This window comes from Streptomyces sp. P9-A2, assembly GCF_036634175.1.
Classification (GTDB): domain Bacteria; phylum Actinomycetota; class Actinomycetes; order Streptomycetales; family Streptomycetaceae; genus Streptomyces; species Streptomyces pratens.
The window spans coordinates 2,522,744-2,548,867 of the sequence record NZ_JAZIFX010000001.1 but is presented as its reverse complement, the minus strand read 5'-3'; the positions used below and the strand labels follow the sequence as shown (position 1 = coordinate 2,548,867).

Annotated in this window: 24 protein-coding genes; 19 read left to right on the top strand and 5 right to left on the bottom strand. The window is 72.1% G+C overall.

Translation table 11 applies throughout. The features are described from left to right. Positions 1-24: 24 nt before the first annotated feature. Entirely contained in the window at positions 25-750 is a 726-nt protein-coding gene (locus tag V4Y04_RS11600; RefSeq protein ID WP_332427527.1) for an MBL fold metallo-hydrolase, read from the bottom strand. 190 nt (positions 751-940) lie between these two features. Here V4Y04_RS11600 and hrcA point away from each other — a divergent pair, with 190 nt between their 5' ends. The 4 genes from hrcA to V4Y04_RS11580 all read left to right on the top strand — a co-directional run bounded on the left by hrcA (position 941) and on the right by V4Y04_RS11580 (position 5,226). Beyond that, the gene (hrcA, locus tag V4Y04_RS11595) at positions 941-1,957 is read left to right on the top strand and encodes a heat-inducible transcriptional repressor HrcA (RefSeq protein ID WP_332432796.1); all 1,017 of its coding nucleotides are present in this window, start codon (positions 941-943) and stop codon (positions 1,955-1,957) included. Next, positions 1,958-3,094: a molecular chaperone DnaJ gene (gene dnaJ / locus V4Y04_RS11590; RefSeq protein WP_332427526.1), complete on the top strand. Its 1,137-nt coding sequence runs from the start codon at positions 1,958-1,960 to the stop codon at positions 3,092-3,094. Positions 3,095-3,415: 321 nt separating this feature from the next. Next, on the top strand, positions 3,416-4,489 hold the full coding sequence (locus tag V4Y04_RS11585) for a nitronate monooxygenase (protein WP_332427525.1): 1,074 nt from the start codon (positions 3,416-3,418) through the stop codon (positions 4,487-4,489). Next, positions 4,486-5,226 (top strand): 16S rRNA (uracil(1498)-N(3))-methyltransferase, encoded by a 741-nt coding sequence (locus V4Y04_RS11580; RefSeq protein WP_332427523.1) that lies wholly within the window; start codon positions 4,486-4,488, stop codon positions 5,224-5,226. The genes V4Y04_RS11585 and V4Y04_RS11580 overlap by 4 nt, the downstream gene beginning before the upstream one ends. 85 nt (positions 5,227-5,311) lie before the next feature. Here V4Y04_RS11580 and V4Y04_RS11575 read toward each other — a convergent pair whose 3' ends face one another. Further along, positions 5,312-5,704 (bottom strand): hypothetical protein, encoded by a 393-nt coding sequence (locus V4Y04_RS11575; RefSeq protein ID WP_332427522.1) that lies wholly within the window; start codon positions 5,702-5,704, stop codon positions 5,312-5,314. 173 nt (positions 5,705-5,877) lie between these two features. Here V4Y04_RS11575 and V4Y04_RS11570 point away from each other — a divergent pair, with 173 nt between their 5' ends. From V4Y04_RS11570 to era, 14 genes are all read left to right on the top strand, one after another. After that, a complete protein-coding gene (locus tag V4Y04_RS11570; protein ID WP_332427521.1) occupies positions 5,878-6,372 on the top strand; it encodes a hypothetical protein in 495 nt (164 codons plus the stop codon). Between the two features lie 45 nt (positions 6,373-6,417). After that, entirely contained in the window at positions 6,418-9,666 is a 3,249-nt protein-coding gene (locus V4Y04_RS11565; protein ID WP_332427520.1) for a S41 family peptidase, read from the top strand. 359 nt (positions 9,667-10,025) lie between these two features. Then, complete coding sequence (locus tag V4Y04_RS11560) at positions 10,026-10,379, top strand: HIT domain-containing protein (RefSeq protein ID WP_332427519.1); 354 nt, start codon at positions 10,026-10,028, stop codon at positions 10,377-10,379. 10 nt (positions 10,380-10,389) lie between these two features. Further along, positions 10,390-11,295: a ribonuclease Z gene (locus V4Y04_RS11555; RefSeq protein ID WP_332427518.1), complete on the top strand. Its 906-nt coding sequence runs from the start codon at positions 10,390-10,392 to the stop codon at positions 11,293-11,295. A 20-nt stretch (positions 11,296-11,315) separates the two neighbouring features. Then, a complete protein-coding gene (locus tag V4Y04_RS11550) occupies positions 11,316-12,308 on the top strand; it encodes an adenosine deaminase (RefSeq protein WP_332427517.1) in 993 nt (330 codons plus the stop codon). Positions 12,309-12,558: 250 nt separating this feature from the next. Next, complete coding sequence (locus V4Y04_RS11545; protein WP_332432795.1) at positions 12,559-13,860, top strand: glucarate dehydratase family protein; 1,302 nt, start codon at positions 12,559-12,561, stop codon at positions 13,858-13,860. Between the two features lie 176 nt (positions 13,861-14,036). Beyond that, positions 14,037-15,221 (top strand): carbohydrate kinase family protein, encoded by a 1,185-nt coding sequence (locus tag V4Y04_RS11540; RefSeq protein WP_332432794.1) that lies wholly within the window; start codon positions 14,037-14,039, stop codon positions 15,219-15,221. Positions 15,222-15,431: 210 nt separating this feature from the next. Next, positions 15,432-16,502, top strand: coding sequence for a PhoH family protein (locus V4Y04_RS11535; RefSeq protein ID WP_332427516.1), 1,071 nt, complete (start codon positions 15,432-15,434; stop codon positions 16,500-16,502). Between the two features lie 12 nt (positions 16,503-16,514). Further along, the gene (gene ybeY / locus V4Y04_RS11530) at positions 16,515-17,012 is read left to right on the top strand and encodes an rRNA maturation RNase YbeY (RefSeq protein ID WP_332427515.1); all 498 of its coding nucleotides are present in this window, start codon (positions 16,515-16,517) and stop codon (positions 17,010-17,012) included. Continuing rightward, the gene (locus tag V4Y04_RS11525) at positions 17,009-18,370 is read left to right on the top strand and encodes a hemolysin family protein (protein ID WP_332427513.1); all 1,362 of its coding nucleotides are present in this window, start codon (positions 17,009-17,011) and stop codon (positions 18,368-18,370) included. The genes ybeY and V4Y04_RS11525 overlap by 4 nt, the downstream gene beginning before the upstream one ends. Continuing rightward, positions 18,367-18,726: an MmcQ/YjbR family DNA-binding protein gene (locus V4Y04_RS11520; protein ID WP_332427511.1), complete on the top strand. Its 360-nt coding sequence runs from the start codon at positions 18,367-18,369 to the stop codon at positions 18,724-18,726. The genes V4Y04_RS11525 and V4Y04_RS11520 overlap by 4 nt, the downstream gene beginning before the upstream one ends. Before the next feature lie 118 nt (positions 18,727-18,844). Next, a complete protein-coding gene (locus V4Y04_RS11515) occupies positions 18,845-19,198 on the top strand; it encodes a cytidine deaminase (protein ID WP_332427509.1) in 354 nt (117 codons plus the stop codon). A 221-nt stretch (positions 19,199-19,419) separates the two neighbouring features. After that, the gene (locus V4Y04_RS11510; RefSeq protein WP_332427507.1) at positions 19,420-19,896 is read left to right on the top strand and encodes a hypothetical protein; all 477 of its coding nucleotides are present in this window, start codon (positions 19,420-19,422) and stop codon (positions 19,894-19,896) included. Between the two features lie 161 nt (positions 19,897-20,057). After that, a complete protein-coding gene (gene era / locus V4Y04_RS11505) occupies positions 20,058-21,011 on the top strand; it encodes a GTPase Era (protein ID WP_332427505.1) in 954 nt (317 codons plus the stop codon). 37 nt (positions 21,012-21,048) lie between these two features. Here the strand turns inward: era and V4Y04_RS11500 are convergent, their stop codons facing one another. From V4Y04_RS11500 to V4Y04_RS11490, 3 genes are all read right to left on the bottom strand, one after another. Further along, on the bottom strand, positions 21,049-22,380 hold the full coding sequence (locus V4Y04_RS11500; RefSeq protein WP_332427503.1) for a GH1 family beta-glucosidase: 1,332 nt from the start codon (positions 22,378-22,380) through the stop codon (positions 21,049-21,051). Between the two features lie 73 nt (positions 22,381-22,453). Continuing rightward, positions 22,454-22,720 (bottom strand): protealysin inhibitor emfourin, encoded by a 267-nt coding sequence (locus V4Y04_RS11495; RefSeq protein WP_332427501.1) that lies wholly within the window; start codon positions 22,718-22,720, stop codon positions 22,454-22,456. A gap of 107 nt (positions 22,721-22,827) precedes the next feature. Beyond that, positions 22,828-23,898, bottom strand: a complete 1,071-nt coding sequence (locus tag V4Y04_RS11490) for a M4 family metallopeptidase (RefSeq protein ID WP_332427499.1) — start codon at positions 23,896-23,898, stop codon at positions 22,828-22,830. A 352-nt stretch (positions 23,899-24,250) separates the two neighbouring features. Between V4Y04_RS11490 and leuA the strand changes: the two genes are divergently transcribed. After that, the gene (gene leuA, locus V4Y04_RS11485; RefSeq protein WP_332427497.1) at positions 24,251-25,972 is read left to right on the top strand and encodes a 2-isopropylmalate synthase; all 1,722 of its coding nucleotides are present in this window, start codon (positions 24,251-24,253) and stop codon (positions 25,970-25,972) included. Positions 25,973-26,124 lie beyond the last annotated feature (152 nt).

Here is a 26,124-nt window from a genome sequence, read left to right as displayed (position 1 = left end):
GCGGCCCCCCGTTCGGCCGAAGGCTCAGCACGACACGCCGAAGCGAGCCGCGAGGGCGTCGCGCTGGGCCCGTACGAACACCGCGTCCACCGCCGCGCCGTGGCCGGGAACGTACACCGCGTCCTCGCCGCCCAGGGCCAGCAGCCGGTCCAGGGCGCCCGGCCACTGCGACGGCACGGCGTCGGGGCCGGCCTGCGGCTCGCCGGACTCCTCCACCAGGTCGCCGCAGAACACCACATCCGGATCGCCGGGCACCAGCACCGCGAGATCGTGCGCCGTGTGCCCCGGGCCCACGTTCGCGAGGAGTGCCCGCCGTCCGCCGCCCAGGTCGAGCGTCCACTCGCCGGACACCGTGTGCCGGGGGCGGACCAGCGCGTCCACCGCCTCCCGGGCCGCCCGCGCGTCCAGACCGTGGCGCTCCGCGTCCGCGCACAGTTCCTCGCGGCCCCGCGCCAGCACCGTGTCCAGGCCCACCGCGCCGAACACCTCCGCGCCCGCGAACACCGCCGCCCCCAGCACATGGTCGAAGTGGGGATGGGTGAGCGCGAGATGCGTCACACGCCGCCCGGCGAGCGCCTGCGCCTCGGCCCGCAACCGCGCGCCCTCGCGCAGGGACGAACCGGCGTCCACGAGCAGCACCGCGCCGGTACCGGCCACGAGCCCCACCGTGCAGTCCCACACCGGAAGCCGGCACCGCCCCACTCCCGGCGCCAGCCGTTCCCATCCCGACTCTTCCCAAGCCACCGTCATACCGCGACGCTAACGGCCTACGGCTTTCGCCGCGCGACGGTGCGCGACGGTGCGCGACGGTGCGGGACGGTGCGGGACCGGCCTTGCCCGGGGAGTACCCCCCGGTCGTACACTGGGCGGGGAGTCTGGCACTCGCGTGCGAAGAGTGCCAGAGAAGGTACCGGGCGGACGGTTTGAGGAGGTATGCGTGATGCTCAGTGAACGCAGGCTCCAGGTGCTGCGCGCCATCGTCCAGGACTACGTCGGTACCGAGGAGCCCGTCGGCTCCAAGGCCCTCACCGAGCGTCACAACCTCGGCGTCTCCCCGGCCACCGTGCGCAACGACATGGCGGCCCTGGAGGACGAGGGCTTCATCGCCCAGCCGCACACCAGCGCCGGGCGCATCCCCACCGACAAGGGCTACCGGCTCTTCGTGGACAAGCTCGCCGGCGTCAAACCGATGACCGCGCCCGAGCGGCGCGCCATCCAGAACTTCCTCGAGGGCTCCGTCGACCTGGACGACGTCGTGGCCCGCACGGTGCGGCTGCTCGCGCAGCTCACCCGGCAGGTCGCCGTCGTGCAGTACCCGTCGCTGACCCGCTCGACCGTGCGGCACGTGGAACTGCTCGCGATGGCGCCCGCGCGCGCCATGCTGGTGCTGATCACGGACACCGGGCGAGTCGAGCAACGCATGGTCGACTGCCCGGCGCCGGTCGGCGAGGCGACCCTGGCGGATCTGCGGGCGCGGCTCAACAGCCGTGTCGCGGGCCGCCGTTTCACCGACGTACCATCCCTGGTCGAGGACCTTCCCGAGGGATTCGACCCCGAGGAACGCGGTACGGTCTCGACCGTGCTCTCCACTCTGCTGGAGACACTGGTCGAGGAGAACGAGGAGCGGTTGATGATCGGCGGCACCGCCAATCTGACCCGCTTCGGACATGACTTTCCCTTGGTGATCCGGCCTGTTCTGGAGGCGCTCGAGGAGCAGGTCGTGCTTCTCAAGCTGCTCGGAGAGGCGAAGGATCCGGGCGTGACCGTCCGTATCGGTCATGAGAACGCCCACGAGGGACTCAACTCCACGTCCGTCGTGTCGGTGGGCTACGGTTCGGGCGGCGAGGCTGTTGCCAAGCTCGGCGTGGTCGGACCGACACGCATGGATTACCCGGGAACGATGGGAGCGGTACGCGCAGTGGCACGGTACGTCGGACAGATCCTGGCGGAGTCGTAAGTGGCCACCGACTATTACGCCGTACTCGGCGTACGCCGGGACGCGTCGCAGGAAGAGATCAAGAAGGCCTTCCGGCGACTCGCCCGCGAGCTGCATCCGGACGTCAACCCGGATCCGAAGACGCAGGAACGGTTCAAGGAGATCAACGCCGCCTACGAGGTGTTGTCGGACCCGCAGAAGAAACAGGTCTACGACCTCGGCGGCGACCCGCTCCAGCAGGCCGGCGGCGGTGGCGCGGGCGGCTTCGGCGCGGGCGGCTTCGGGAACTTCTCCGACATCATGGACGCGTTCTTCGGCACGGCGTCGCAACGCGGTCCGCGCTCGCGCACCCGCCGCGGCCAGGACGCGATGATCCGCCTCGAAGTCGAGCTGGACGAGGCCGCGTTCGGCACGACCAAGGACATCCAGGTCGACACGGCGGTCGTCTGCACCACCTGCAGCGGTGAGGGCGCCGCACCCGGCACCACCGCGCAGACCTGTGACATGTGCCGCGGCCGGGGCGAGGTCTCGCAGGTCACGCGGTCCTTCCTGGGCCAGGTCATGACCTCGCGCCCCTGCCCGCAGTGCCAGGGATTCGGCACCGTCGTCCCGAACCCGTGCCCGGAGTGCGCGGGCGACGGACGGATCCGCTCCCGCCGCACCCTGACGGTGAAGATCCCGGCCGGTGTGGACAACGGCACCAGGATCCAGCTGGCCGGTGAGGGCGAGGTCGGCCCCGGCGGCGGTCCCGCCGGCGACCTGTACGTCGAGATCCACGAGCTGCCGCACCACATGTTCCAGCGGCGCGGCGACGACCTGCACTGCACGGTCACCCTCCCGATGACGGCGGCCGCCCTCGGTACCAAAGTGCCGCTGGAGACACTGGACGGCATGGAGGAGGTCGACATCCGGCCCGGCACCCAGTCCGGCCAGTCGATCCCGCTGCACGGCCGGGGCGTCACGCATCTGCGCGGCGGCGGCCGGGGCGACCTCATCGTGCACGTCGAGGTGCAGACCCCGGGCAAGCTCGACGTCGAGCAGGAGCGTCTGCTGCGCGAACTCGCCAAGCTCCGTGGCGAGGAGCGGCCGCTGGGCCAGTTCCAGCCGGGCCAGCAGGGCCTGTTCTCCCGCTTGAAGGACGCCTTCAACGGGCGCTGACACGCGCTGAGGGATACGGACGGGCGGACATACGGGCGGGTGCTTTCCGCGGGGACCGGACCAGGTCTCCGCGGCACCCTCCCGGAAGCGTGCCGCGCCAAGGGCGGGGTCGGCCTCGAATCCGGGCCCGAACCGTTTCCGGCCCGTCTCCGGTCCACCCCCTGATCCGTCTCCGGTCCGCTCCCTGGTCTGCCCCCGGTCTGCTCCCTGATCCACCCCCGGTCCATTCCCTGATCCGTCTCCGGTCCGCCCCCCCCGATCTGTCTCCGATCCGTCCTGATCCAATTCGGAGATGTCCGAAGGACGTGGCAACATGCCGTCATGTCCTTGGCCTTCACCGACCTCCTCCGGCACCCCGTGGTGCAGGCCCCGATGGCGGGTGGAGTCGCCGTGCCGCAGCTCGCCGCGGCCGTGTCCGAGGCGGGCGGACTCGGGTTCCTGGCCGCCGGGTACAAGACCGCGGACGGGATGTACCAGGAGATCAAACAGCTGCGCGGGCTGACCGGGTTCCCCTTCGGCGTCAACGTCTTCATGCCGCAGCCCGAGACGGCCGACCCCGCCGCCGTCGGCGTCTACGCCCACCAGCTGGCAGGTGAGGCCCCCTGGTACTCCACCGAGCTCGGTGACCCCGACTGCGGCCGCGACGACGGCTACGACGCCAAACTCGCCGTCCTGCTCGACAACCCGGTGCCGGTGGTGTCGTTCCACTTCGGCGTGCCCTCCCGTGACGTCCTGGACGCCCTGCGTCGCGCCGGCACGTTCACGCTGGCCACCGCCACCACCCCCGACGAGGCGCGGACCGTCCAGGAGGCGGGCGCCGACGCGGTGATCGCGCAGGGTGTCGAGGCCGGCGGCCATCAGGGCACCCACCGGGACGACCCGGAGGCCGACGGTGCCGGCTTCGGACTGCTGTCCCTGATCAGCCAGGTACGGGAAGCCGTGGACATCCCGGTCGTCGCGGCCGGCGCCCTCATGCACGGCAGCCAGATCGCCGCCGTCCTCGCGGCCGGCGCCTCGGCGGCCCAGCTCGGCACGGCGTTCCTCGCCACCCACGAGTCCGGCGCGCACGCCCTGCACAAGCGGGCGCTGACCGACCCCCTGTACGCCCGCACCGAACTGACCCGCGCCTTCTCCGGACGCCCGGCCCGCGCCCTGGTCAACCGCTTCCTGCGCGAGCACGGCCCGTACGCGCCCGCCGCCTACCCGGACGTCCACCATCTGACCGCCCCGCTGCGCAAGGCCGCGGCCGCCGCCGGGGACCCGCAGGGCATGGCGCTGTGGGCGGGACAGGGCCACCGGATGGCCCGTGAGCTGCCCGCCGGGCAGCTGGTGGAGGTGCTGGCCGCCGAACTCGCCGCCACCCGGAACGCGTTGTCGGCGGGAGGTGCCCGATGACCGCCCCGGTCTTCGTCGTGGACGACTTCGGCACGGACGGCTCCGGCCGGCATGTGCTCGACGGCCCCGAGGGACGGCACGCCGTCTCGGTGAAACGGCTGCGGGCCGGGGAGACCGTCGTCCTCACCGACGGCGCCGGCCGCCGGGCCGAGGGCGAGGTCACCGGCACCGAAGGCAAGGACCGGCTGATCGTGCGCCTCGGCGACGTCGTCGAGGAACCCGTGGAGTCGCCCCGGCTCACGGTCGTCCAGGCCCTGCCCAAGGGGGACCGGGGCGAGCTGGCCGTGGAGACGATGACCGAGGTCGGCGTCGACGCGGTCGTACCGTGGTCGGCGTCGCGCTGTGTCACCCAGTGGCGGGGCGAGCGCGGGCTGAAGTCCCTCGGCAAATGGCGGGCGACGGCCCGCGAGGCCGGCAAGCAGTCCCGCCGTACGCGCTTCCCGGAGGTCGCGGACGCGGCCACGACCCGACAGGTTGCGTCACTTCTCGCCGAAGCGGACTTCGCCGCCGTCCTCCACGAGAGCGGAACCGAACCCCTCGCGAGGGCCGAACTCCCCTCCTCCGGAAGCATCGTGCTGGTCGTCGGCCCCGAAGGCGGCGTCTCGCCGGAGGAGTTGGAGCTCTTCGCGCAGGCCGGCGCCAAGCCCTACCGCCTGGGCCGCAGCGTCCTGCGCACCTCCACCGCCGGCACCGCGGCGACGGCCGTACTCCTGGCCCGCACGGGCCGCTGGTCGTGACGGGCCGGGCTGTCGGGCCGCTGGTCGTGACGGGTCCGGGCTGCCGGGCCCCGGGCCCCTGACGGTCCGCGCTGCCGGGCCCCGGTCAGTCGTCCGCCGCGCGGCCGGCGGCGACCGCGGGGAACAGCTCCCAGCCGTCGAGCTCCGCGGAACCGGGCCCGGATCCGGCCCCGGGGAGCAGCCCGCGCCGGGCCGCCTCGTCGATGAAGGCCCGTACGACACCGGGCTCGTGCAGGTTCAGCGTCCCCTGGCCACTGACGGCCACGCACCCCGAGTGCAGGAAGCCGTCGGGGACGAAACGCCCCTCGCCGCCCCGGAACACGAGGCGCGCCGTCCTCCCGTCGCCATGCAGGGTGAGTACCTCCTGACAGGGGTCCTCGGTACTGTGCCGATGACGCACCGACCACAGATAGACGGCTGTCCCACCAGTGACGGGACCGTCCACGACGAGCCTTCTGAGCCGGCGTTCGCTGCGCATCCGCCCACGGTAGTGCGCGGTGGCCGTATGCGCCCTACCGTCACGCCCGGGACGGTGGCAGGCTGCCGTTCATGGCGTCCAAGAGGGCACTGACAGGGAGTTGGCGCGGGACCCGGCCGAGGTCGTGGTCAAGGACCCGGCGAGGGGCACGGTGGCGGCGGCCGGTACTGGCCGTGGGGTTCGCCGTGGCCGCCGTGGGCGGGGCGGTGGCGTGCGAGCCGGGCTCGGTCGGCTCGGCCGCGGTGGCACTCACGACCGACGAGACGGTCACGGAGGAGCTCAACCGCCAGAAGGACGGCGTGCGGTGGCTCAACTGCGCCGCCTCCTACGGGAACGACGCGAGCGCGTCGTCGCGGTCCGCGAGCGCGAGCGCGAGGACCGTGGCTACCGTGGACTGCGACGGGGAGACCGAGAGCGGCAAGGAGATCACCGTCACCGGGAAGATCACCCACGCCGTCAACGGCGCCTGTGTGCGCGGGGACATCACCGCGAAGGTGGACGGCAAACAGGTGTTCCGGGTCGACGGCCTGGGCGACTGCGACGCCACCAGTCCGCCGGCGGTGGGCGAGCCCACGGACCGCGGCCCGCGACCCACCGTCACGGTCACCGTCACGACGACCGTGTGGTGCGACCAGTACCCCTCCTGTCGCCCTGTCGAGGGCAAGTGATCCGAGCCCCTGTCCACGCCGACCGCGCTTGCATAGGGTGACCGGGTGACACAGCCTGCATCGATTGCCTCCGCCGCCTATTTCCGGTTCCCGCATCTGCACGGCGAGTTGGTCGCCTTCACCGCCGAGGACGACGTGTGGCTCGCCCCGCTCGACGGTGGCCGCGCCTGGCGGGCCAGCGCCGACAACGTGCCGGTGACGACGCCCCGCATCTCGCCCGACGGCACCACCGTCGCCTGGACCTCCACCCGTGACGGCGCCCCCGAGGTGCACGTCGCGCCGGTCGAGGGTGGCCCCGGCAGGCGCCTGACGCACTGGGGGAGCATGAAGACCCAGGTGCGCGGCTGGACCCCGGACGGGAAGGTCCTGGCGCTCAGCACCCACGGCCAGGCCAGCCTGCGCCGCACCTGGGCCCGTGCGATCCCCCTCGACGGAGGGCCCGCCACCACACTGCCCTACGGCCCCGTCGGCGACATCGCCCACGGGCCGCGCACCGTACTGCTGTCCGCGACGATGGGCCGCGAGGCCGCCTCCTGGAAGCGCTACCGGGGCGGCACGGCGGGCAAGCTGTGGATCGAGCAGGAGACGGGAGACCCCGAGGCCACCGGAGCTCCCGAAGGCACCGCGCCCTCCGGCGAGTTCGCCCGCCTGCACGCCGACCTCGACGGGAACATCGAGTATCCGCTCTGGGTGGGAACGAGAGTCGCCTTCCTCTCCGACCACGAGGGCACCGGCGCGCTGTACTCCTCCCTCGCCGACGGGTCCGACCTGCGCCGGCACACCCCTCTCGGTGGGTTCTACGCCCGGCACGCCGCCACCGACGGCACCCGCGTCGTCTACTCCAGCGCCGGGCAGCTGTGGATACTGGACGACCTGGACGGCGCCGAGCCCCGCCCGCTCGACATCCGGCTCGGCGGCCAGCGCGTCGACCTCCAGCCGTTCCCGGTGAACGCCGCCCGCTGGTTCGGCTCCGCCGCCCCCGACCACACCGCGCGCGGCAGTGCCGTCTGTGTGCGCGGCACCGTCCACTGGGTCACCCACCGGTCGGGGCCCGCCCGCGCCCTCGCCGCCACCCCCGGCGTCCGCGCCCGGCGCCCGCGCACCTTCCGCGCGGACGGCGAGGAGTGGGTGGTGTGGGTGACGGACGCCGACGGCGACGACGCCCTGGAGTTCGCCCCGGCCACCGGCCTCGCCCCCGGCGCGACCCCGCGCCGGATCGCCGCCGGACAGCTCGGCCGGGTCCTGGGGCTCGCGATGGCGCCGGACGGCAGCCGCGCCGCGGTCGCCTCGCACGACGGCCGCGTCCTGCTCGTCGAGCGGGAGACCGGTGAGGTTCGCGAGGTCGACCGCAGCGAGGACGGCGACGTCTCCGGACTGGCCTTCTCGCCCGACTCCGCCTGGCTCGCCTGGTCCCACCCCGGCCCCCGCCCGCTCAGCCAGCTGAGGCTCGCCAGTACCACCGACCTCCAGGTCACCGAGGCGACCCCGCTGCGCTTCCAGGACTACGCGCCCGCCTTCACCCTCGACGGCAAACACCTCGCGTTCCTGTCGACCCGCTCCTTCGACCCGGTCTACGACGAGCACGTCTTCGACCTCGCCTTCGTGGAGGGCGCCCGGCCGCACCTGATCACCCTCGCCGCGACGACGCCGTCGCCGTTCGGCCCGCAGCGGCACGGCCGCCCCTTCGAGACGCCGGACCGCGACGAGACCCCCGACAGCGAGGGCACCCCCACCACCCGGATCGATCTGGAGGGGCTCGCCGACCGGATCGTGCCGTTCCCGGTCGAGGCCGCCCGTTACTCCGACCTGCGCGCCGCCAAGGACGGGGTGCTGTGGCTGCGCCACCCGGTGCGCGGCGTCCTCGGCGCCACCCGGGCCACCCCCGACGACCCCGACCCGAAGACCGAGCTGGAGCGGTACGACCTCGCCCAGCAGCGCCTCGAGCATCTGGCCTCGGACGCCGACCACTTCGAGGTCAGCGGTGACGGCAAGCGGGTGCTGCTGTGGACCGACAGCCGGCTCAAGGTCGTTCCCAGCGACCGGCGCGCGTCGGGCGACGACGACAGCGACAGCAACATCACCGTCGACCTCGACCGGGTCCGCCAGTTCATCGACCCGGCCGCCGAGTGGCGGCAGATGTTCGACGAGGCCGGCCGCATCATGCGGGACAACTACTGGCGGCCCGACATGAACGGCGTCGACTGGGACGCCGTCCTCGACCGCTACCGGCCGATCCTGGACCGGCTCGCCACCCACGACGACCTGGTCGACCTCCTCTGGGAGGTCCAGGGAGAACTCGGCACCTCGCACGCCTACGTCACCCCGCGCGGCGGCTTCGGCGGCGGCGCCCGGCAGGGCCTGCTCGGCGCGGACGTCTCCCGCCACGAGGACGGCAGCTGGCGCGTCGACCGCATCCTGCCCGCGGAGACCTCCGACCCTCAGGGCCGTTCCCCGCTGGCCGCGCCCGGCGTCGCGATCCGCACCGGTGACGCGATCGTCGCCGTGGCCGGGCAGCCGGTCGACCCGGTGGCCGGACCGGCCCCGCTGCTGGTCGGCACCGCGGGCAAGCCCGTCGAGCTGACCGTCTCCCCGGCCGGCGGCGGCGACCCGCGGCACGCGGTCGTCGTCCCCGTCGCGGACGAGGAACCGCTGCGCTACCACGCCTGGGTCGCCGACCGGCGGGCCCATGTCCACGAGCTGTCCGGCGGCCGGCTCGGCTACATCCACGTCCCCGACATGCAGGCTCCCGGCTGGGCCCAGATCCACCGGGACCTGCGGGTCGAGGTGATCCGCGAGGGCCTGATCGTGGACGTCCGGGAGAACCGCGGCGGCCACACCTCCCAGCTCGTCGTGGAGAAGCTGGCCCGGCGGATCGTCGGCTGGGACCTGCCGCGCGGCATGCGTCCGGAGAGCTACCCGCAGGACGCGCCCCGCGGCCCGGTCGTCGCCGTCGCCAACGAGTTCTCCGGCTCCGACGGCGACATCGTCAACGCGGCGATCAAGGCGCTCGGTATCGGCCCGGTCGTCGGCACCCGCACCTGGGGCGGTGTGGTCGGCATCGACAGCCGCTACCGGTTGGTCGACCACACCCTCGTCACCCAGCCCAAGTACGCCTTCTGGCTGGAGGGCTACGGCTGGGGCGTGGAGAACCACGGCGTGGACCCGGACGTGGAGGTCGTCCAGCGCCCGCAGGACTACGCGGCGGGCCGGGACGTCCAGCTGGACGAGGCGGTACGGCTGGCGCTGGCCGCGCTCGAGGAGGCACCGGCGAAGACGCCGCCGACGGTGGAGTAGGCACACCGGTACCGGGTGGACCCGGGGCACGCCCCACGTCCACCCGGGCCACCGCCACGGCACCGCCCGCCTGTCGCGGCACCGGACGCTTGCCACAAGGCCGGCTGCCCGCTGCGGGACCGCTTGTCCGTCGCGGGACGCCACCCGTCGCGGGACCGGCTGTCCGTCGCGGTGCCGGCCGCTCGTCATGGGGCTGCTCGCCCTCTGTGGTACCGGCCGCTCGTCGTGGCACCGCCCGCCCTCTGTGGCACCGGCCGTCCGGTGCGGGACCGACCGTCCTCTGCGGGACGCCCGCCCGTGGTGGTCCGGGCGACTACGATGCCCTCGTACGCGTGATCACCACGGAGCGAGGAGGGCCCATGGCAGGGGAACCGCAGGACGACTGCCTGTTCTGCAAGATCGTCGCAGGGCAGACCCCGGCGACGATCGTCCGGGAGACGGACACCACCGTCGCCTTCCGCGACATCAACCCGCAGGCGCCCACGCACGTCCTGGTGATTCCGAAGGCGCACTACGAGAACGCGGCGGCCCTCGCCGCGGCCGCCCCCGAGGTCGCGGCGGACGTGCTGCGCGAGGCGCAGGCCGTCGCGGACCAGGAGCAACTGGAGAGCCACCGCATCGTCCTCAACACCGGCGGCGGCGCCGGCCAGACCGTCTGGCACGCGCACGCCCACGTCCTGGGCGGCCGCGGTCTCCACTGGCCGCCCGGATAGGCAGCCCCCTTTGTCCGTACGCGAACTGGTGGTCCTCGGCACCGCCAGCCAGGTCCCCACCCGCCACCGCAACCACAACGGCTATCTGCTGCGCTGGGACGGCGAGGGCATCCTGTTCGACCCCGGCGAGGGCACCCAGCGCCAGATGCTGCGCGCCGGGGTCGCCGCGCACGACCTGAACCGGATCTGCGTCACCCACTTCCACGGCGACCACTCGCTCGGCCTCGCCGGAGTGATCCAGCGCATCAACCTCGACCGGGTCCCGCACCCCGTCACCGCCCACTACCCGGGCTCCGGGCAGCGCTTCTTCGACCGGCTGCGGTACGCCACCGCCTACCGCGAGACGGTCGGCATCACCGAGGAACCCGTCGGCGCCGACGGGCCGCTCGCCCGCACCCCCGGGTACACACTGGAGGCGCGGAAGCTGTCGCACCCCGTCGAGTCGTACGGCTACCGGCTGGTCGAGCCCGACGGCCGGCGGATGCTGCCCGACCGGCTCGCCGCGCACGGCATCAAGGGCCCGGACGTCGGCCGCATCCAGCGCGAGGGCACGCTCGACGGGATCGCGCTGGAGGACGTCAGCGAGGCGCGGCGCGGCCAGCGGTTCGCGTTCGTCATGGACACCCGGCTCTGCGAGGGGGTGTACGCGCTCGCCGAGGGCTGCGACCTGCTCGTCATCGAGTCCACGTTCCTCGACGAGGACGAGGAACTCGCCGTCGAGTACGGTCACCTGACGGCAGGTCAGGCTGCCGGGGTGGCGCGGGACGCGGGCGTGCGGCATCTGGTGCTCACCCACTTCAGCCAGCGTTACAGCGACCCGGAGGAGTTCGAGCGGCAGGCGCGGGCCGCCGGGTACGCGGGCGAGCTGACCGTGGCCCGCGACCTGCTGCGAGTGCCGCTCCCCAAACGCCGCTGAGCCCCCCGTACGATGCTTCGATGCCCGTACCGAAAGCCGAACTGCACCTTCACATCGAAGGCACCCTCGAACCCGAGCTCGCCTTCGCCCTCGCCGCCCGCAACGGCGTCGACCTGCCCTACGCCGACACCGACGCCCTGCGCGAGGCGTACCGGTTCCAGGACCTCCAGTCGTTCCTGAACCTGTACTACGAGCTCATGGCCGTGCTGCGCACCGAGCGGGACTTCGAGGACCTCGCCGACGCCTACCTGGCCCGCGCCGCGGCGCAGGGCGTACGGCACGCCGAGATCTTCTTCGATCCGCAGGCGCACACGGCGCGCGGCGTCGGCATGGACACGGTGGTCGAGGGCCTGTGGCGGGCGCTGGGTCGCAGTGAGGAGACGCACGGGGTCTCGACCCGGCTGATCATGTGCTTCCTGCGGGACGAGTCCGCCGAGTCGGCCCTGGCGACCCTGGAGGCGGCGAAGCCCCACCTGGACCGGATCACCGGTGTCGGCCTGGACTCGGCCGAGGTCGGCCACCCGCCGGCGAAGTTCCGCGAGGTGTACGAGGCGGCCGCCGCGCTCGGGCTGCGGCGCGTGGCGCACGCCGGCGAGGAGGGGCCGCCGGAGTACATCACCGAGGCGCTGGACGTCCTCGGCGTCGAACGGGTCGACCACGGGCTGCGCTGCGTGGAGGACCCGGCACTGGTGGCACGGCTGGTGCGGGACCGGATCCCGCTGACCCTGTGCCCGCTGTCGAACGTCCGGCTGCGCACCGTGGACACCCTCGCCGACCACCCGCTGCCCGCGATGCTCGACGCCGGCCTGCTGTGCACGGTGAACTCCGACGACCCGGCCTACTTCGGCGGCTACGCCGGCGACAACTTCGACGCGGTGCGCGACACCCTCGGCCTCGGCCCGGAGCGGCTGCGCGAGCTGGCCCGCAACTCCTTCCTCGCCGCCTTCCTGGACGACGACGAGGACCGACGGAGCCGATACCTCGCCGAGGTGGAGGCGTACGCCTTCCGGTAGACCCCGGCGTCGAACACGGTGCCGCCTTACCTATTGACGGGCCCTTTCCCATTGACGGGCCCTGTTCGCCTATTTAACCTCTGTTCCTGTACGTGGATGACGTCCGTCCGGGAGGACGGCGCGGGTGGGTCGCGGTGCGGGAACGGAGGCGGCGCCCCTCGTCCGCCGGTCTCGCCGACCTCAAGGCCCTGCCCGCCGCCGGCCTTGACCTCGTAGGAGCCGCCCTGTGACCGCGCAGACCGTGTCGGCCGTGCCGACCGCCCGTGACCTGACCATCACCGAGGTACGGCTCACGCCGATCCTGGTCGCCGACCCGCCGCTGCTGAACACGCAGGGCGTCCACCAGCCGTACACGCCCCGGCTGATCGTCGAGATCGTCACGGCGGACGGGACCACCGGTGTGGGGGAGACCTACGGCGACACCAAGTACCTGGAACTGGCCCGCCCCTTCGCCGAGCAGCTCAAGGGCCGCAAGGTCACGGATGTGAACGAGTTGTTCGCGCTCCTGGACGAGATCGCCGTCGCGGCCGCCCGGGTCGACAACGCCGTCGACGTCGGCGGGCTGCGCGGTGTGCAGACCGCCGACAAGCTGCGGCTGTCCATCGCCTCCGCCTTCGAGGTCGCCTGCCTCGACGCCCTCGGCAAGACCCTCGGCCTGCCCGTGCACGCACTGCTCGGCGGCAAGCTCCGCGACACCGTGGAGTACAGCGCGTACCTCTTCTACAAGTGGGCCGGCCACCCCGACGGCGTCCCGGCCGAGAAGGACGACTGGGGTGCCGCCCTGGACCCGGCCGGCGTCGTCGCGCAGGCCCGCGCCTTCAAGGAGCGGTACGGCTTCGGCTCCTTCAAGCTCAAGGGCGGGGTCTTCCCGCCCGAGGAGGAGATCGCCGCCGTCCGCGCCCTCGCCGAGGCCTTCCCCGGCCACCCGCTGCGGCTCGACCCCAACGGTGCCTGGTCCGTCGAGACCTCGGTCGGGGTGGCCGAGGCGGTCGGCGGCATCCTGGAGTACCTGGAGGACCCGACGCTCGGCACCTCCGCCATGGCCGAGGTCGCCGCACGCACCGGCGTGCCGCTGGCGACCAACATGTGCGTGACGACGTTCGCCGAGATCAAGGAGGCGTTCACCACGGACGCCGTCCAGGTCGTCCTCTCCGACCACCACTACTGGGGCGGACTGCGCAACACCCTGCACCTCGCCGCCGTCTGCCGCACCTTCGGGGTGGGCGTCTCCATGCACTCCAACACCCACCTCGGGATCAGCCTCGCCGCGATGACGCATGTCGCGTCCACCGTCCCGGGCCTGCACCACGCCTGCGACTCCCACTACCCGTGGCAGTCCGAGGACGTCCTCACCGAACGCCTCACCTTCGAGGACGGCGCCGTACGGGTGTCCGACGCGCCCGGCCTCGGCGTCACCCTCGACCGCGACCGGCTCGCCGCGCTGCACCGGCGGTGGCTGGAGGACGACGGCGCGCACCGCGACCGCGACGACGCGGCGGCCATGCGGATCGCCGACCCCGACTGGCTCCCCCCGGCGGTGCCCCGCTGGTGAGAGGTCCGGCGGCACGCCGGATCCGGGAGCGGGGAGCGGCTCCGGCGTGACGGGCGGTGCGTTGTCGGTGGCGTGGTGCACACTGGCCGGAACCGCACCAGGCCAGGGAGCGCATCGTGAAGGCGTCCGCCACATCAGCCGGAGAGGCAACCACCGACAGCGCCGCTCAGGACGTCATCGGCCACGGCGGCGTCCCGGCGGGGGCGCACTGCCAGCCGCAGACCGACCCGCTCGCCGCGCTGCGCACACCCGACGACCCGCCCTGGGACGTCTACCTCACCGGCACGGTCTTCCTCGACATCATCTTCACCGGGCTCGACTCCGCCCCGGTGCGCGGGACCGAGTCCTGGGCGCGCGGGATGGGGTCGAGCCCCGGCGGCGTCGCCAACATGGCCACCGCCCTGGCCCGCCTCGGCCTGCGCACCTCCCTCGCGGCCGCCTTCGGCGACGACCACTACGGGGAGTACTGCTGGGATGCCCTGGAGCAGGGCGAGGCCATCGACCTCTCCCCGTCGCGCACCGTGCCCGGCTGGCACTCCCCGGTCACCGTCTCGATGGCGTACGAGGGGGAGCGCACGATGATCTCCCACGGCCACGAACCGCCCCCGGAACAGGCGGAACAGGCGGAACAGCCCTCCCGCACGTCGGACCCCACCGCGCGCAAGCGGCTCCCTCCCGGCGCCGCCCTGCCGCCCTGCCCGCCCCGCGCGCGCGCCGCCGTCGCCTCCCTCGCCCCGGGCCGCAGCGACGCCTGGATCGCCCGCGCCGCCGCGCAGGGCACCCGCTTCTTCGGCGACGTCGGCTGGGACGACACCGGCGCCTGGGACCTGGCCGCGCTGCCCGACCTGCGGTACTGCGAGGCCTTCCTGCCCAACGCCGAGGAGGCCATGCGCTACACCGGCACCGACAGCCCCCGCGCCGCCGCGCACGCCCTCACCGAGCATGTGCCCGTCGCCGTCGTCACCCTCGGCGCGGACGGGGCGTACGCCGTGGACCGGCGCACCGGTGAGAGCGCCGAGGTGCCCGCCATCGCCGTCGAGGCGCTCGACCCGACCGGTGCCGGGGACGTCTTCGTCGCCGGCTTCGTCACCGGCAGCCTGGCCGGCTGGCCGCTCGCCGACCGCCTCGCCTTCGCCGGCCTGACCGCGGCCCTCTCCGTCCAGGAGTTCGGCGGCTCCCTGTCGGCCCCCGGCTGGTCGGAGATCGCCGCCTGGTGGCGCGAGGTCCAGTCCCTGCAGGGCCAGGACCCGGCCGCCCTGCGACGGTACGCGTTCCTGGCGGACCTGGTCCCCGACGACCTGATCCGCCCCTGGCCCCTGCGCCGTGCGGTCCCGACGATCGGCTTCGGCCGGTCGGCCTGACCACCCCGGCCTCGTCCCGGCCTCGCCTCGGCCCGCCGGTGCGGGTGGCGGGTGCGGGCGGCCGTCACCTCGCCCCCACCCTCCCGCAACCACCCCGCTGTGAAAAGGCCTACGGGGTTGTCACTCCCGCGTCGTACGCTGGGAGTCGCGAGGCCGCCCTCAGCTGCGCGGCCCTGACGAGGAGGAATCGCAGGCCTTCAGCGCCGGCCCATGACTCAGACACCCACAGCTCGCACCCCCGCGCAGGAGCAGGCGAGAGTACAGCTCACCGTCCCGGCCAAGCACCCCATGGTGACCCTGCTGGGGTCGGGCGACTCCCTGCTCCGCGTGATCGAGAAGGCCTTCCCGGGGGCCGACATCCACGTCCGGGGCAATGAGATCAGCGCGATCGGCGATGCCACGGAAGTAGCCCTCGTCTCGCGCATGTTCGACGAGATGATGCTGGTGCTCCGCACCGGGCAGCCGATGACGGAGGATGCGGTGGAACGCTCGATCGCGATGCTGAAGGCGAACGAGAACGGGGAGAGCGACGGCCAGGAGACCCCGGCCCAGGTGCTCACCCAGAACATCCTGTCCTCGCGGGGCCGCACGATCCGACCCAAGACGCTCAACCAGAAGCGTTATGTGGACGCGATCGACAAGCACACCATCGTCTTCGGCATAGGCCCCGCCGGTACGGGCAAGACCTACCTCGCCATGGCCAAGGCGGTGCAGGCCCTGCAGTCCAAGCAGGTCAACCGCATCATCCTGACCCGCCCCGCGGTCGAGGCCGGAGAGCGCCTGGGCTTCCTGCCCGGCACCCTCTACGAGAAGATCGACCCGTACCTGCGCCCGCTCTACGACGCCCTGCACGACATGCTCGACCCCGACTCCATCCCCCGCCTGATGGCGGCGGGCACGATCGAGGTCGCGCCACTCGCATACATGCGGGGAAGGACCTTGAACGACGCCTTCATCATCCTGGACGAGGCGCAGAACACCAGCGCCGAGCAGATGAAGATGTTCCTCACCCGGCTCGGGTTCGACTCGAAGATCGTCATCACGGGTGACGTCACCCAGGTCGACCTGCCGAGCGGCACCAAGTCCGGGCTGCGGCAGGTGCAGGACATCCTGGAGGGCCTCGAGGACGTCCACTTCTCCCGGCTGTCGTCGCAGGACGTCGTACGTCACCGGCTGGTGGGCCGTATCGTCGACGCGTACGAGCAGTACGACAGCGAGCACGGCACCGAGAACGGCACGCACCAGAGCGGCCGGGGCAGGTCCGGGCACAAGGGGAAGTAGACCGAGCAGCAGATGTCGATCGACGTCAACAACGAGTCCGGAACCGAGGTCGACGAGCAGGCGGTCCTCGACATCGCCCGCTACGCGCTCGCGCGGATGCGCATCCACCCGCTCTCCGAGCTCTCGGTGATCGTGGTGGACGCCGCCGCCATGGAAGAGCTCCACATCCAGTGGATGGACCTGCCGGGGCCGACGGACGTCATGTCGTTCCCGATGGACGAGCTGCGGCCGCCCACGAAGGACGAGACCGAGCCCCCGCAGGGGCTGCTCGGCGACATCGTGCTGTGCCCCGAGGTCGCCGCCAGACAGGGCGCCGAGGCGCCGACGCAGCACACCATGGACGAGGAGCTCCAGTTGCTCACCGTCCACGGTGTGCTGCACCTGCTGGGCTTCGATCACGAGGAGCCCGACGAGAAGGCCGAGATGTTCGGCCTCCAGGCCGCCATCGTCGACGGCTGGCGCGCGGAGAAGGGCATCAGCGGCCCGTCCCCCGCCCCGACCGTGTCATGAGTCCGCACCTCGTTCTCGGCGCGATCGCCCTGGTCGTCGTCGCCTGGCTGTTCGCCTGCGCGGAGGCGGGCATCGCCCGGATCTCCACCTTCCGGGCCGAGGAGGCCGTGCGCTCCGACCGCCGGGGCAGCGCACGGCTGGCCAGGGTCGCCGCCGACCCCACCCGCTACCTCAACGTGGCGCTGCTGGTCCGCGTCGGCTGCGAGATGGCCGCCGCCGCGCTGGTCACCTACGCCTGCCTGAGCCAGTTCAACGGCACCGCCGAGGCCCTGCTGATCGCCATCGCGGTCATGGTCCTCGTCTCCTACGTCGCCGTCGGCGTCTCGCCGCGCACCATCGGCCGCCAGCACCCCATGAACACGGCCACGGCCGCGGCGTACGTCCTGCTGCCGCTCGCCCGGATCATGGGCCCGATCCCGAGTCTGCTGATCCTCATCGGCAACGCGCTCACCCCCGGCAAGGGCTTCAGGCGCGGCCCCTTCGCCTCGGAGGCGGAACTGCGCGCGCTGGTCGACCTCGCCGAGCAGGAGTCCCTGATCGAGGACGAGGAGCGCCGCATGGTGCACTCCGTCTTCGAACTGGGCGACACCCTGGTCCGTGAGGTCATGGTCCCGCGCACGGACCTGGTGGTGGTCGAGCGCTACAAGACCATCCGGCAGACCCTCACCCTCGCCCTGCGCTCCGGCTTCTCCCGGATGCCGGTGACCGGCGAGAACGAGGACGACGTCGTCGGCATCGTGTATCTGAAGGACCTGGCCCGCAAGACGCACATCAACCGGGACGCGGAGAGTGAACTGGTGTCCACGGCGATGCGGCCCGCGTACTTCGTGCCCGACACCAAGAACGCCGGTGACCTGCTGCGCGAGATGCAGAAGGAACACAACCACGTCGCCGTCGTCATCGACGAGTACGGCGGCACCGCCGGCATCGTCACCATCGAGGACATCCTCGAGGAGATCGTCGGCGAGATCACCGACGAGTACGACCGTGAGATCGCGCCGGTGGAGGAACTGGACGAGGGCCGCTACCGGGTCACCTCCCGCCTCGACATCACCGACCTCGGCGAGCTGTACGGCCTGGAGGAGTACGACGACGAGGACGTGGAGACCGTCGGCGGGCTGCTCGCCAAGCGGCTCGGCCGGGTGCCGATCGCGGGCGCGTCCGCGGTGGTCGACCTCCCCGACGAGCGCCGGCTGCGGCTGACCGCGGAGGCGGCGGCCGGCCGCCGGAACAAGATCGTCACCGTGCTGGTGGAGCCGGTCGGCCCCGAGGACCCGGGGGAGTCGACCGACCCGTCCCGGGACGGGGAGGAAGAGGCGCGGGAGAGGGACGAGCGGGCAGGGGAGCCGTCGGCATGACCCCGGCACGACTGCGGGCCCTCTGCCTCTCCTTCGACGCGGCCGTGGAGGACTTCCCGTTCAACCCGGAGACCTCGGTCTTCAAGGTCGGGGGCAAGCTCTTCGCCCTGACGAACCTGGACGCGCGGCCCCTGAAGGCCAACCTCAAGTGCGACCCGGACGAGGCGATCCGGCTCCGCGCCGGGCATCCCGGGCTGATCGTCCCCGGCTGGCACATGAACAAAAGACACTGGAACACGGTGACCGTCGACGGCGGCCTCCCGGACCGGCTGGTCCGGGAGCTGGTCGAGGACTCCTACGACCTGGTCGTCGCCGGCCTGCCGCGCGCCGAACGCCTCCGCCTCGACCGGCCGTGAGGCCGCTGAGACGCTGAGACGCTGAGGCGGCGCGGGTCCTGTGGCGCGGTCCCGTGGCGCGGCGCCGTGAGCAGCCCTGGGGCGGGCTCGAGGGTCCGCGCTCCGTATGCTCGGGGCCATGACCGACAGCAGCGCGCTCGACCCCGAGGACCTCAAGATCGTCACCCTGGCCCGTTCCGCGCGGGCCCGCAACGGTGTGCCCGAGGGGGCCGCCGTACGGGACGAGAACGGCCGGACCTATGTCGCCGGGACCGTGGCCCTGGACTCCCTGAAGCTGACCGCCCTGCAGACGGCGGTGGCGATGGCGGTGGCGTCCGGGGCGCAGTCGCTGGAGGCGGCGGCCGTGGTGACGGAGGCCGGTTCGGTGCCGGAGGCGGACCGCGCGGCGGTACGGGACCTCGGCGGCCCCGGGACCCCGGTGCTCCTGGCCGCCCCGGACGGGACGGTGCGGGAGACGTCGACCGCGGGGTGACCCTGGGGGCCTCGGAGAACCCGCCCCGCCCTCGGCCCCCTCGGGGTTACCGGCGGTAAATAGGCTGGAATTCCACCTTGCCGCCCTCTGCCTCCCGCGCATCAATGGAACCGTTGTCCCGACGGACCGTCAGACACGGTCCGTCGGTCCCCTGCCCCGCGCAGCGTGAGGACCGCTCTCCCTGCCGGGCGTTTCCCCCCACGGAAAGGGAACCGGACTCCATGAGAGGCACACGAATCGGCACCGGCGCGTCCCTGGTCGCCGCCGTGGCGGCCTGCGGGCTCGCCTTCGCCCCCTCCGCCGCCGCCGTCGCCCCCGGGACGGCGACCGTCAACGCCGACTGCGGAAGCTGGGGCGGTGGCGACGCCACCCTCACGGCCACCCAGAGCGGCACGTCCGCCACCATCACCATCAACACCTCCGCGGTCACCGCGCCCCTCGCGATCAGCAAGGACTCGCTCGTCTCGCGGCTCACCCTGGTCAAGGCCGGCGGCGGCACCGTCCAGTTCTCCGGCACCAAGAACCCGGCCATGGCGACCGGGGACGCCCTCGAGGTCGGCCCGCTCTCCGGGACCGTGGCGTCCGGCGACAGCCTGGAGGCGTTCGGCGGCACGCTGAAGGTGACCGCGTTCGGCTTCATCACCATCACGTGCACGGCGCAGGGCCCGCAGTCCCCGGGCCCGTTCGTCTTCGACTGATCCAGGCCTCGCCCCCCACTCGAGGCCTGGACGGCCACGGCTCGATCGCCGCTTGATCCCGCCGTCTCCCGGGCCGGGCATCTCACGGGGTGCCCGGCCCCCGAGGCCCGTCGCGGGCGGGTGGTACGGCGGGGCTCCGGGGATCAGGGAGAATGGGCGGCATGAGTGTTCGTACCCAGTCATCCGACCAGCCGGCCGAAGCAGACCACCGGGCCGGCTTCGCCTGCTTCGTGGGCCGCCCCAACGCGGGCAAGTCCACCCTCACGAACGCTCTGGTCGGGCAGAAGGTGGCGATCACCTCCAACCGGCCGCAGACGACCCGGCACACCGTGCGCGGCATCGTCCACCGCCCCGAGGCGCAGCTGATCCTCGTCGACACCCCCGGCCTGCACAAGCCGCGCACCCTGCTCGGCGAGCGGCTGAACGACGTGGTCCGCACCACCTGGGCCGAGGTCGACGCGATCGGCTTCTGCATCCCCGCGGACCAGAAGCTCGGCCCCGGCGACCGCTTCATCGCCAAGGAACTGGCCGGGATCAAGAAGACCCCGAAGGTCGCCATCGTCACCAAGACCGATCTGGTGGACGGCAAGGCGCTCGCCGAGCAACTGATCGCCGTCGACCTGCTCGGCAAGGAGCTCGGGATCACCTGGGCGGAGATCGTCCCGGTGTCGGCGACCGCGAACCAGCAGGTCGACCTGCTGGCCGACCTCCTCGTCCCGCTGATGCCCGAGGGCCCCGCCCTCTACCCCGAGGGCGACCTGACCGACGAACCCGAGATGGTCATGGTGGCCGAGCTGATCCGCGAGGCCGCCCTGGAAGGCGTCCGCGACGAACTGCCGCACTCCATCGCCGTGGTCGTGGAGGAGATGCTGCCCCGCGAGGACCGCCCCGCCGACAAGCCCCTCCTCGACATCCACGCCAACCTCTACATCGAGCGCACCAGCCAGAAGGGCATCGTCATCGGCCCCAAGGGCAAGCGCCTGAAGGACGTCGGCATCAAGTCGCGCCAGCAGATCGAGGCCCTGCTCGGCACCCCCGTCTTCCTCGACCTGCACGTCAAGGTGGCCAAGGACTGGCAGCGGGATCCGAAGCAGTTGCGGAAGCTGGGGTTCTGACGCCGCACCGGGCGCGGGGCCGGGGGCCGGGACGGGATCAGGTTCCGGACGGGTTCCGGCCCCGGTGCTGTTCGCGCAGCGTCTCCCGCAGCCAGCCGTAGGACGACTTCGGTGTGCGCCGCCGGGTCTCGAAGTCCACGTGGACCAGGCCGAAGCGGCGGGCGAAGCCTTCGGCCCACTCGAAGTTGTCCATCAGGGACCACACGAAGTAGCCGCGTATGTCCACGCCCGCCTCCAGCGCCCGGTGCAGGGCACGGATGTGGCCGTCGAGGTAGGCGATGCGGGCCTGGTCGTCGACGCCCTCGTAGGAGCAGCCGTTCTCGGTGATGACGATCGGGGGGAGCCGGTCGCCGTAGCGGGCGTGGAAGGTGGTGAGGAGTTCGGTCAGGGCCTCGGGGACCACCGGCCAGCCGAAGTCCGTCACCGGGTATCCCTCGATCTCCCGGACGGAGAAGGGAAGGTCGGCCGGCATCCGGACGCCGCCGAAGTCGATCTCCGTGCCCTGCGGGGCGCCCACCCGGGTCGGCGCGTAGTAGTTGACGCCGTACCGGTCGATCGGTTCCGCGATGATCCTCAGGTCCGCCTCGACGTCGCCCGGCATCAGGTCGCCGAGGCCGTCCGGGTAGCGGCCGAGCAGTACGGGGTCGGCGAACAGGCGGTTCAGGAGCGTGTCGTAGAAGTCCGCCGCCGCCACGTCCGCCGGGTCGGGGGAGGCCGGCCAGGTCGGGCCGTGGGAGTTGGCGATGCCGATGTCACCGGCACCGGCGGCGCGCAGGGCGCGTACCGCCAGCCCGTGCGCGAGGAGTTGGTGGTGTGCCACCGGCAACGCGTCGAAGAGCAGCTTCCGTCCGGGGGCGTGGACGCCCAGCGCGTGGCCCAGCAGGGTGTGTTCGGCGGGTTCGTTGAGGGTGATCCAGCGCTCCACACGGTCGCCGAGACGCCCGGCGACCTCGGACACGTACTCCGCGAACCGCTCCGCGGTGCTCCGATCCAGCCAGTCCAGGCCGGCCGGCAGGTCCCAGTGGAACAGCGTCGGCACCGGCCGTACGCCCACGGCGCACAGCTCGTCGACCAAACGGTCGTAGAAGTCCAGTCCGCCCCGCGCACGGACCCGGGGCCAGGAGACGGAGAAGCGGTACGCGTCCACACCCAGGCCGGACAGGAGCGCCACGTCCTCGCGGTACCGGTGCACGTGGTCGCAGGCCACCGCCGCCGTCGAACCGTCCCGCACCCGGCCCGGCTCGGCCGTGAACACGTCCCACACGGACGGTTCGCGTGCGTCCACCGCGCCCTCGATCTGGTGCGCCGAGGTCGACACGCCCCACAGGAAGCCGTCCGGGAAGCGGGGGATCGGGTTCGTCGTCACCATGGGGTGGATCATCCGCACCGACGGCGGGGGAAGTCAACGCCCGTGCGGCCAACTCCCTTGCTGGAAAGGGAGGTTACGCCCCTTCCTTGAGCACTCTGCTGATCAGCGCGCGCTGTTCCTCGGTCAGTCGGGGGTCGGAGCAGTACACCGACCTCCCGTCCACCGTGATCCGGTAGCTGAAGCCGTCCGGGACCCCGGCCGGTGGTGTGCCCCGGCCCGCGGTGACGGCCCGCTCGGCCAGGGCGTGCCACTCGCCGGCGTCGGCCCGGCCCGAGGTGTCCACCTCGGCCTGCCGCTCGATCCCCGCGAAGCCGCCCGTACGCCGCACCTGAATTCGCATGGTCCCTGTCTAGTACGAGAACGGGCCCGCGGCCCACTCCGGCGCCGCTCCGACCCACCCTGGCGCCGTTCCGGCCCGCCCCGGCGCTTCTCCGGCCCCTGCCGACGTCACAGCGTCGGTACCCCCACCCGCTCCCACGCCTTCGACACCGCCAGCAGTTCCTCGCCCTCGCCGAACCTCTCCCGCGCCGCCTTCACCGTCAGCGTCGCGAAGTCCGTGAACTGCGCGTCCTCCACCAGCTCGCCGCCGGTCAGCACGTCGTACCAGACCTGCCCCGCCCGCTCCCAGGCGTTCCCGCCCAGGGTGGTGGCCGCCAGGTAGAAGGCGTGGTTGGGGATGCCGGAGTTGATGTGGACGCCGCCGTTGTCCCGGCCGGTGTGGACGTAGTCGTCCATGGTGGCGGGCTGCGGGTCCTTGCCGAGGACGTCGTCGTCGTACGCCGTGCCCGGTTCCTTCATCGAGCGCAGTGCCACCCCCGTCACCCGCGGGGCGAGCAGTCCGGCGCCGATCAGCCAGTCGGCGTCGGCGGCGCTCTGGCTCAGCGAGTACTGCTTGATGAGGGAGCCGAAGACGTCCGACACCGACTCGTTGAGCGCGCCGGACTGGCCGAAGTAGGCCAGGTTGGCGGTGTACTGGGTGACGCCGTGCGCGAGTTCGTGACCGATGACGTCGATGGGGATCGTGAAGTCGAGGAAGATCTCCCCGTCCCCGTCGCCGAACACCATCTGCTCGCCGTTCCAGAAGGCGTTGTTGTAGTCGCGGTCGTAGTGCACGGTCGCGACCAGCGGCAGGCCCGAGCCGTCGATCGAGTCGCGGGAGAAGGCCTTGAGGAACAGCTCGAAGGTGGCGCCGAGGCCCGCGTAGGCGCGGTTGACGGTGGCGTCCTTGCCGGGTTTCTCGCCCTCCCTGCGGACCTTCGCCCCCGGCAGCGAGGTGCGGTGGCGGGCGTCGTGGATCGTCCGGTGCGGCTTGCCCGCCTCGGCCCCGGCGAGGGGCGCGACGGCCGTGGCGCCGACCACCGTGGTCAGACGGCGCTGGGTGCGCTCGTAGGCGTCGCGCTGGAGGGTGCGGCGGGCGGGGCCGGAGAGGGCGGGGTCGTCGGCCTGTGCGAGCCGGTCCAGGACGTGCGGCGGGACGATGGTGCAGAAGACGGGCTCGGAGCCCCCGTTGGTCGTCATGCCCCGAACCATCGCACTGCGTCACTCAAATGTCACTATCAGCGACCATATCCTCAGTCGTGATGGGTGAAATGTGCCGCCAATCCCCGCATGGGGATGTATCCGAGTGGTATACGGCACTTTTTACCCCCTTCCTCCCCCTGGTCCCGCATACTGATACGGACCCTCGCGTGGGAGCGCGTCTCGGTTAGGGTGTGCGGCATCATGCGTTTCGGGCTGCTCCTCCTTAGCTGCCGCGGCGAGGGCCTGTAGACGAGGCCGACCCCCTCCCCGCGGAGTTTGGCGCTGCGCCGTCGGCCGTCCCTTCCGGATCCCACCGGATGACCGCGGACCATCGAGGAGCCCACGCACCATGGCGAACCGCCAGCAGCCCAGTTCCATGCCGATCCACAAGTACGGCCGCTACGAGCAGGTCGACATCCCCGACCGCACCTGGCCGGAAAAGCGGATCACCACCGCCCCCCGCTGGCTCTCCACCGACCTGCGCGACGGCAACCAGGCCCTGATCGACCCCATGTCGCCCGCTCGTAAGCGCGCGATGTTCGACCTGCTGGTCAAGATGGGCTACAAGGAGATCGAGGTCGGCTTCCCGGCCTCGGGCCGGACCGACTTCGACTTCGTGCGCTCCATCATCGAGGACCCGGACGCCATTCCCGAGGACGTCACGATCTCCGTCCTGACCCAGGCCCGCGAGGACCTGATCGAGCGGACGGTCGAGTCCCTGAAGGGCGCCCACCGCGCCACCGTGCACCTGTACAACGCGACCGCGCCGGTCTTCCGCCGGGTCGTCTTCCGCGGTTCCAGGGACGAGATCAAGCAGATCGCCGTCGACGGCACCCGTCTGGTCGTGGAGTACGCGGAGAAGCTGCTGGGCCCCGAGACGCACTTCGGCTACCAGTACAGTCCCGAGATCTTCACCGACACCGAGCTGGACTTCGCACTGGAGGTCTGCGAGGCGGTGATGGACGTCTACCAGCCGGGTCCGGGCCGCGAGATCATCCTGAACCTGCCGGCCACGGTGGAGCGTTCCACGCCGTCCACGCACGCCGACCGCTTCGAGTGGATGGGCCGCAACCTGTCCCGCCGCGAGCACGTCTGCCTGTCCATCCACCCGCACAACGACCGCGGTACGGCCGTGGCCGCCGCCGAACTGTCCCTGATGGCCGGCGCCGACCGCGTCGAGGGCTGTCTGTTCGGGCAGGGCGAGCGCACCGGCAACGTCGACCTGGTCACCCTGGGCATGAACCTGTTCTCCCAGGGCGTCGACCCGCAGATCGACTTCTCCGACATCGACGAGATCCGTCGTACGTGGGAGTACTGCAACCAGATGGACGTCCACCCGCGCCACCCGTACGTGGGCGACCTGGTCTACACGTCCTTCTCCGGCTCCCACCAGGACGCCATCAAGAAGGGCTTCGACGCCATGGAGGCCGACGCGAAGGCCAAGGGCGTCACCGTCGACGACCTCGAGTGGGCGGTGCCGTACCTGCCCATCGACCCCAAGGACGTCGGCCGCTCCTACGAGGCCGTCATCCGCGTCAACTCGCAGTCCGGCAAGGGCGGTATCGCCTACGTCCTGAAGAACGACCACAAGCTGGACCTGCCCCGCCGGATGCAGATCGAGTTCTCGAAGATCATCCAGGCGAAGACGGACGCCGAGGGCGGCGAGGTCACCCCGGCCGACATCTGGACGGTGTTCCAGGACGAGTACCTGCCCAACCCGGACAACCCCTGGGGCCGTATCCAGGTCAACAACGGCCAGTCCACCACCGACCGGGACGGCATCGACACACTCACCGTCGAGGCCGCCGTCGACGGCGTCGACACCGTGCTGACCGGCAGCGGCAACGGACCGATCTCCGCGTTCTTCGAGGCCCTGCAGTCCGTCGGCGTCGACGTACGCCTGCTCGACTACCAGGAGCACACGATGAGCGAGGGCGCCTCCGCACAGGCCGCCTCGTACATCGAGTGTGCCGTCGGCGACAAGGTTCTGTGGGGCATCGGAATCGACGCGAACACCACCCGCGCCTCACTGAAGGCGGTCGTCTCGGCCGTCAACCGGGCGGCCCGCTGAACAGCCGCTTCGAGGGGTTCGACGGCCCCGCCCGCCACTTTTGGCGGGCGGGGCCCCGTCGTTTACCGGCCACATCCGGTGGAGGTCACGGAGAGGTCTCGTCCGAGGTGCTGACTCAGCCTCACTGATGTGGCTAACATCACGGGGCACGG

What these genes read in the sequence shown, in the direction of transcription:
- V4Y04_RS11585 (WP_332427525.1), top strand. Translation starts at nt 3,416, where the DNA reads ATGTCCTTGGCCTTCACCGACCTCCTCCGGCACCCCGTGGTGCAGGCC.
- V4Y04_RS11580 (WP_332427523.1), top strand. Translation starts at nt 4,486, where the DNA reads ATGACCGCCCCGGTCTTCGTCGTGGACGACTTCGGCACGGACGGCTCC.
- era (WP_332427505.1), top strand. Translation starts at nt 20,058, where the DNA reads ATGAGTGTTCGTACCCAGTCATCCGACCAGCCGGCCGAAGCAGACCAC.
- V4Y04_RS11525 (WP_332427513.1), top strand. Translation starts at nt 17,009, where the DNA reads ATGAGTCCGCACCTCGTTCTCGGCGCGATCGCCCTGGTCGTCGTCGCC.
- hrcA (WP_332432796.1), top strand. Translation starts at nt 941, where the DNA reads ATGCTCAGTGAACGCAGGCTCCAGGTGCTGCGCGCCATCGTCCAGGAC.
- V4Y04_RS11575 (WP_332427522.1), bottom strand. Translation starts at nt 5,704, where the DNA reads ATGCGCAGCGAACGCCGGCTCAGAAGGCTCGTCGTGGACGGTCCCGTC.
- V4Y04_RS11560 (WP_332427519.1), top strand. Translation starts at nt 10,026, where the DNA reads ATGGCAGGGGAACCGCAGGACGACTGCCTGTTCTGCAAGATCGTCGCA.
- V4Y04_RS11535 (WP_332427516.1), top strand. Translation starts at nt 15,432, where the DNA reads ATGACTCAGACACCCACAGCTCGCACCCCCGCGCAGGAGCAGGCGAGA.
- leuA (WP_332427497.1), top strand. Translation starts at nt 24,251, where the DNA reads ATGGCGAACCGCCAGCAGCCCAGTTCCATGCCGATCCACAAGTACGGC.
- V4Y04_RS11510 (WP_332427507.1), top strand. Translation starts at nt 19,420, where the DNA reads ATGAGAGGCACACGAATCGGCACCGGCGCGTCCCTGGTCGCCGCCGTG.
- V4Y04_RS11500 (WP_332427503.1), bottom strand. Translation starts at nt 22,380, where the DNA reads ATGGTGACGACGAACCCGATCCCCCGCTTCCCGGACGGCTTCCTGTGG.
- ybeY (WP_332427515.1), top strand. Translation starts at nt 16,515, where the DNA reads ATGTCGATCGACGTCAACAACGAGTCCGGAACCGAGGTCGACGAGCAG.
- V4Y04_RS11550 (WP_332427517.1), top strand. Translation starts at nt 11,316, where the DNA reads ATGCCCGTACCGAAAGCCGAACTGCACCTTCACATCGAAGGCACCCTC.
- V4Y04_RS11490 (WP_332427499.1), bottom strand. Translation starts at nt 23,898, where the DNA reads ATGACGACCAACGGGGGCTCCGAGCCCGTCTTCTGCACCATCGTCCCG.
- V4Y04_RS11600 (WP_332427527.1), bottom strand. Translation starts at nt 750, where the DNA reads ATGACGGTGGCTTGGGAAGAGTCGGGATGGGAACGGCTGGCGCCGGGA.
- V4Y04_RS11520 (WP_332427511.1), top strand. Translation starts at nt 18,367, where the DNA reads ATGACCCCGGCACGACTGCGGGCCCTCTGCCTCTCCTTCGACGCGGCC.
- V4Y04_RS11515 (WP_332427509.1), top strand. Translation starts at nt 18,845, where the DNA reads ATGACCGACAGCAGCGCGCTCGACCCCGAGGACCTCAAGATCGTCACC.
- V4Y04_RS11495 (WP_332427501.1), bottom strand. Translation starts at nt 22,720, where the DNA reads ATGCGAATTCAGGTGCGGCGTACGGGCGGCTTCGCGGGGATCGAGCGG.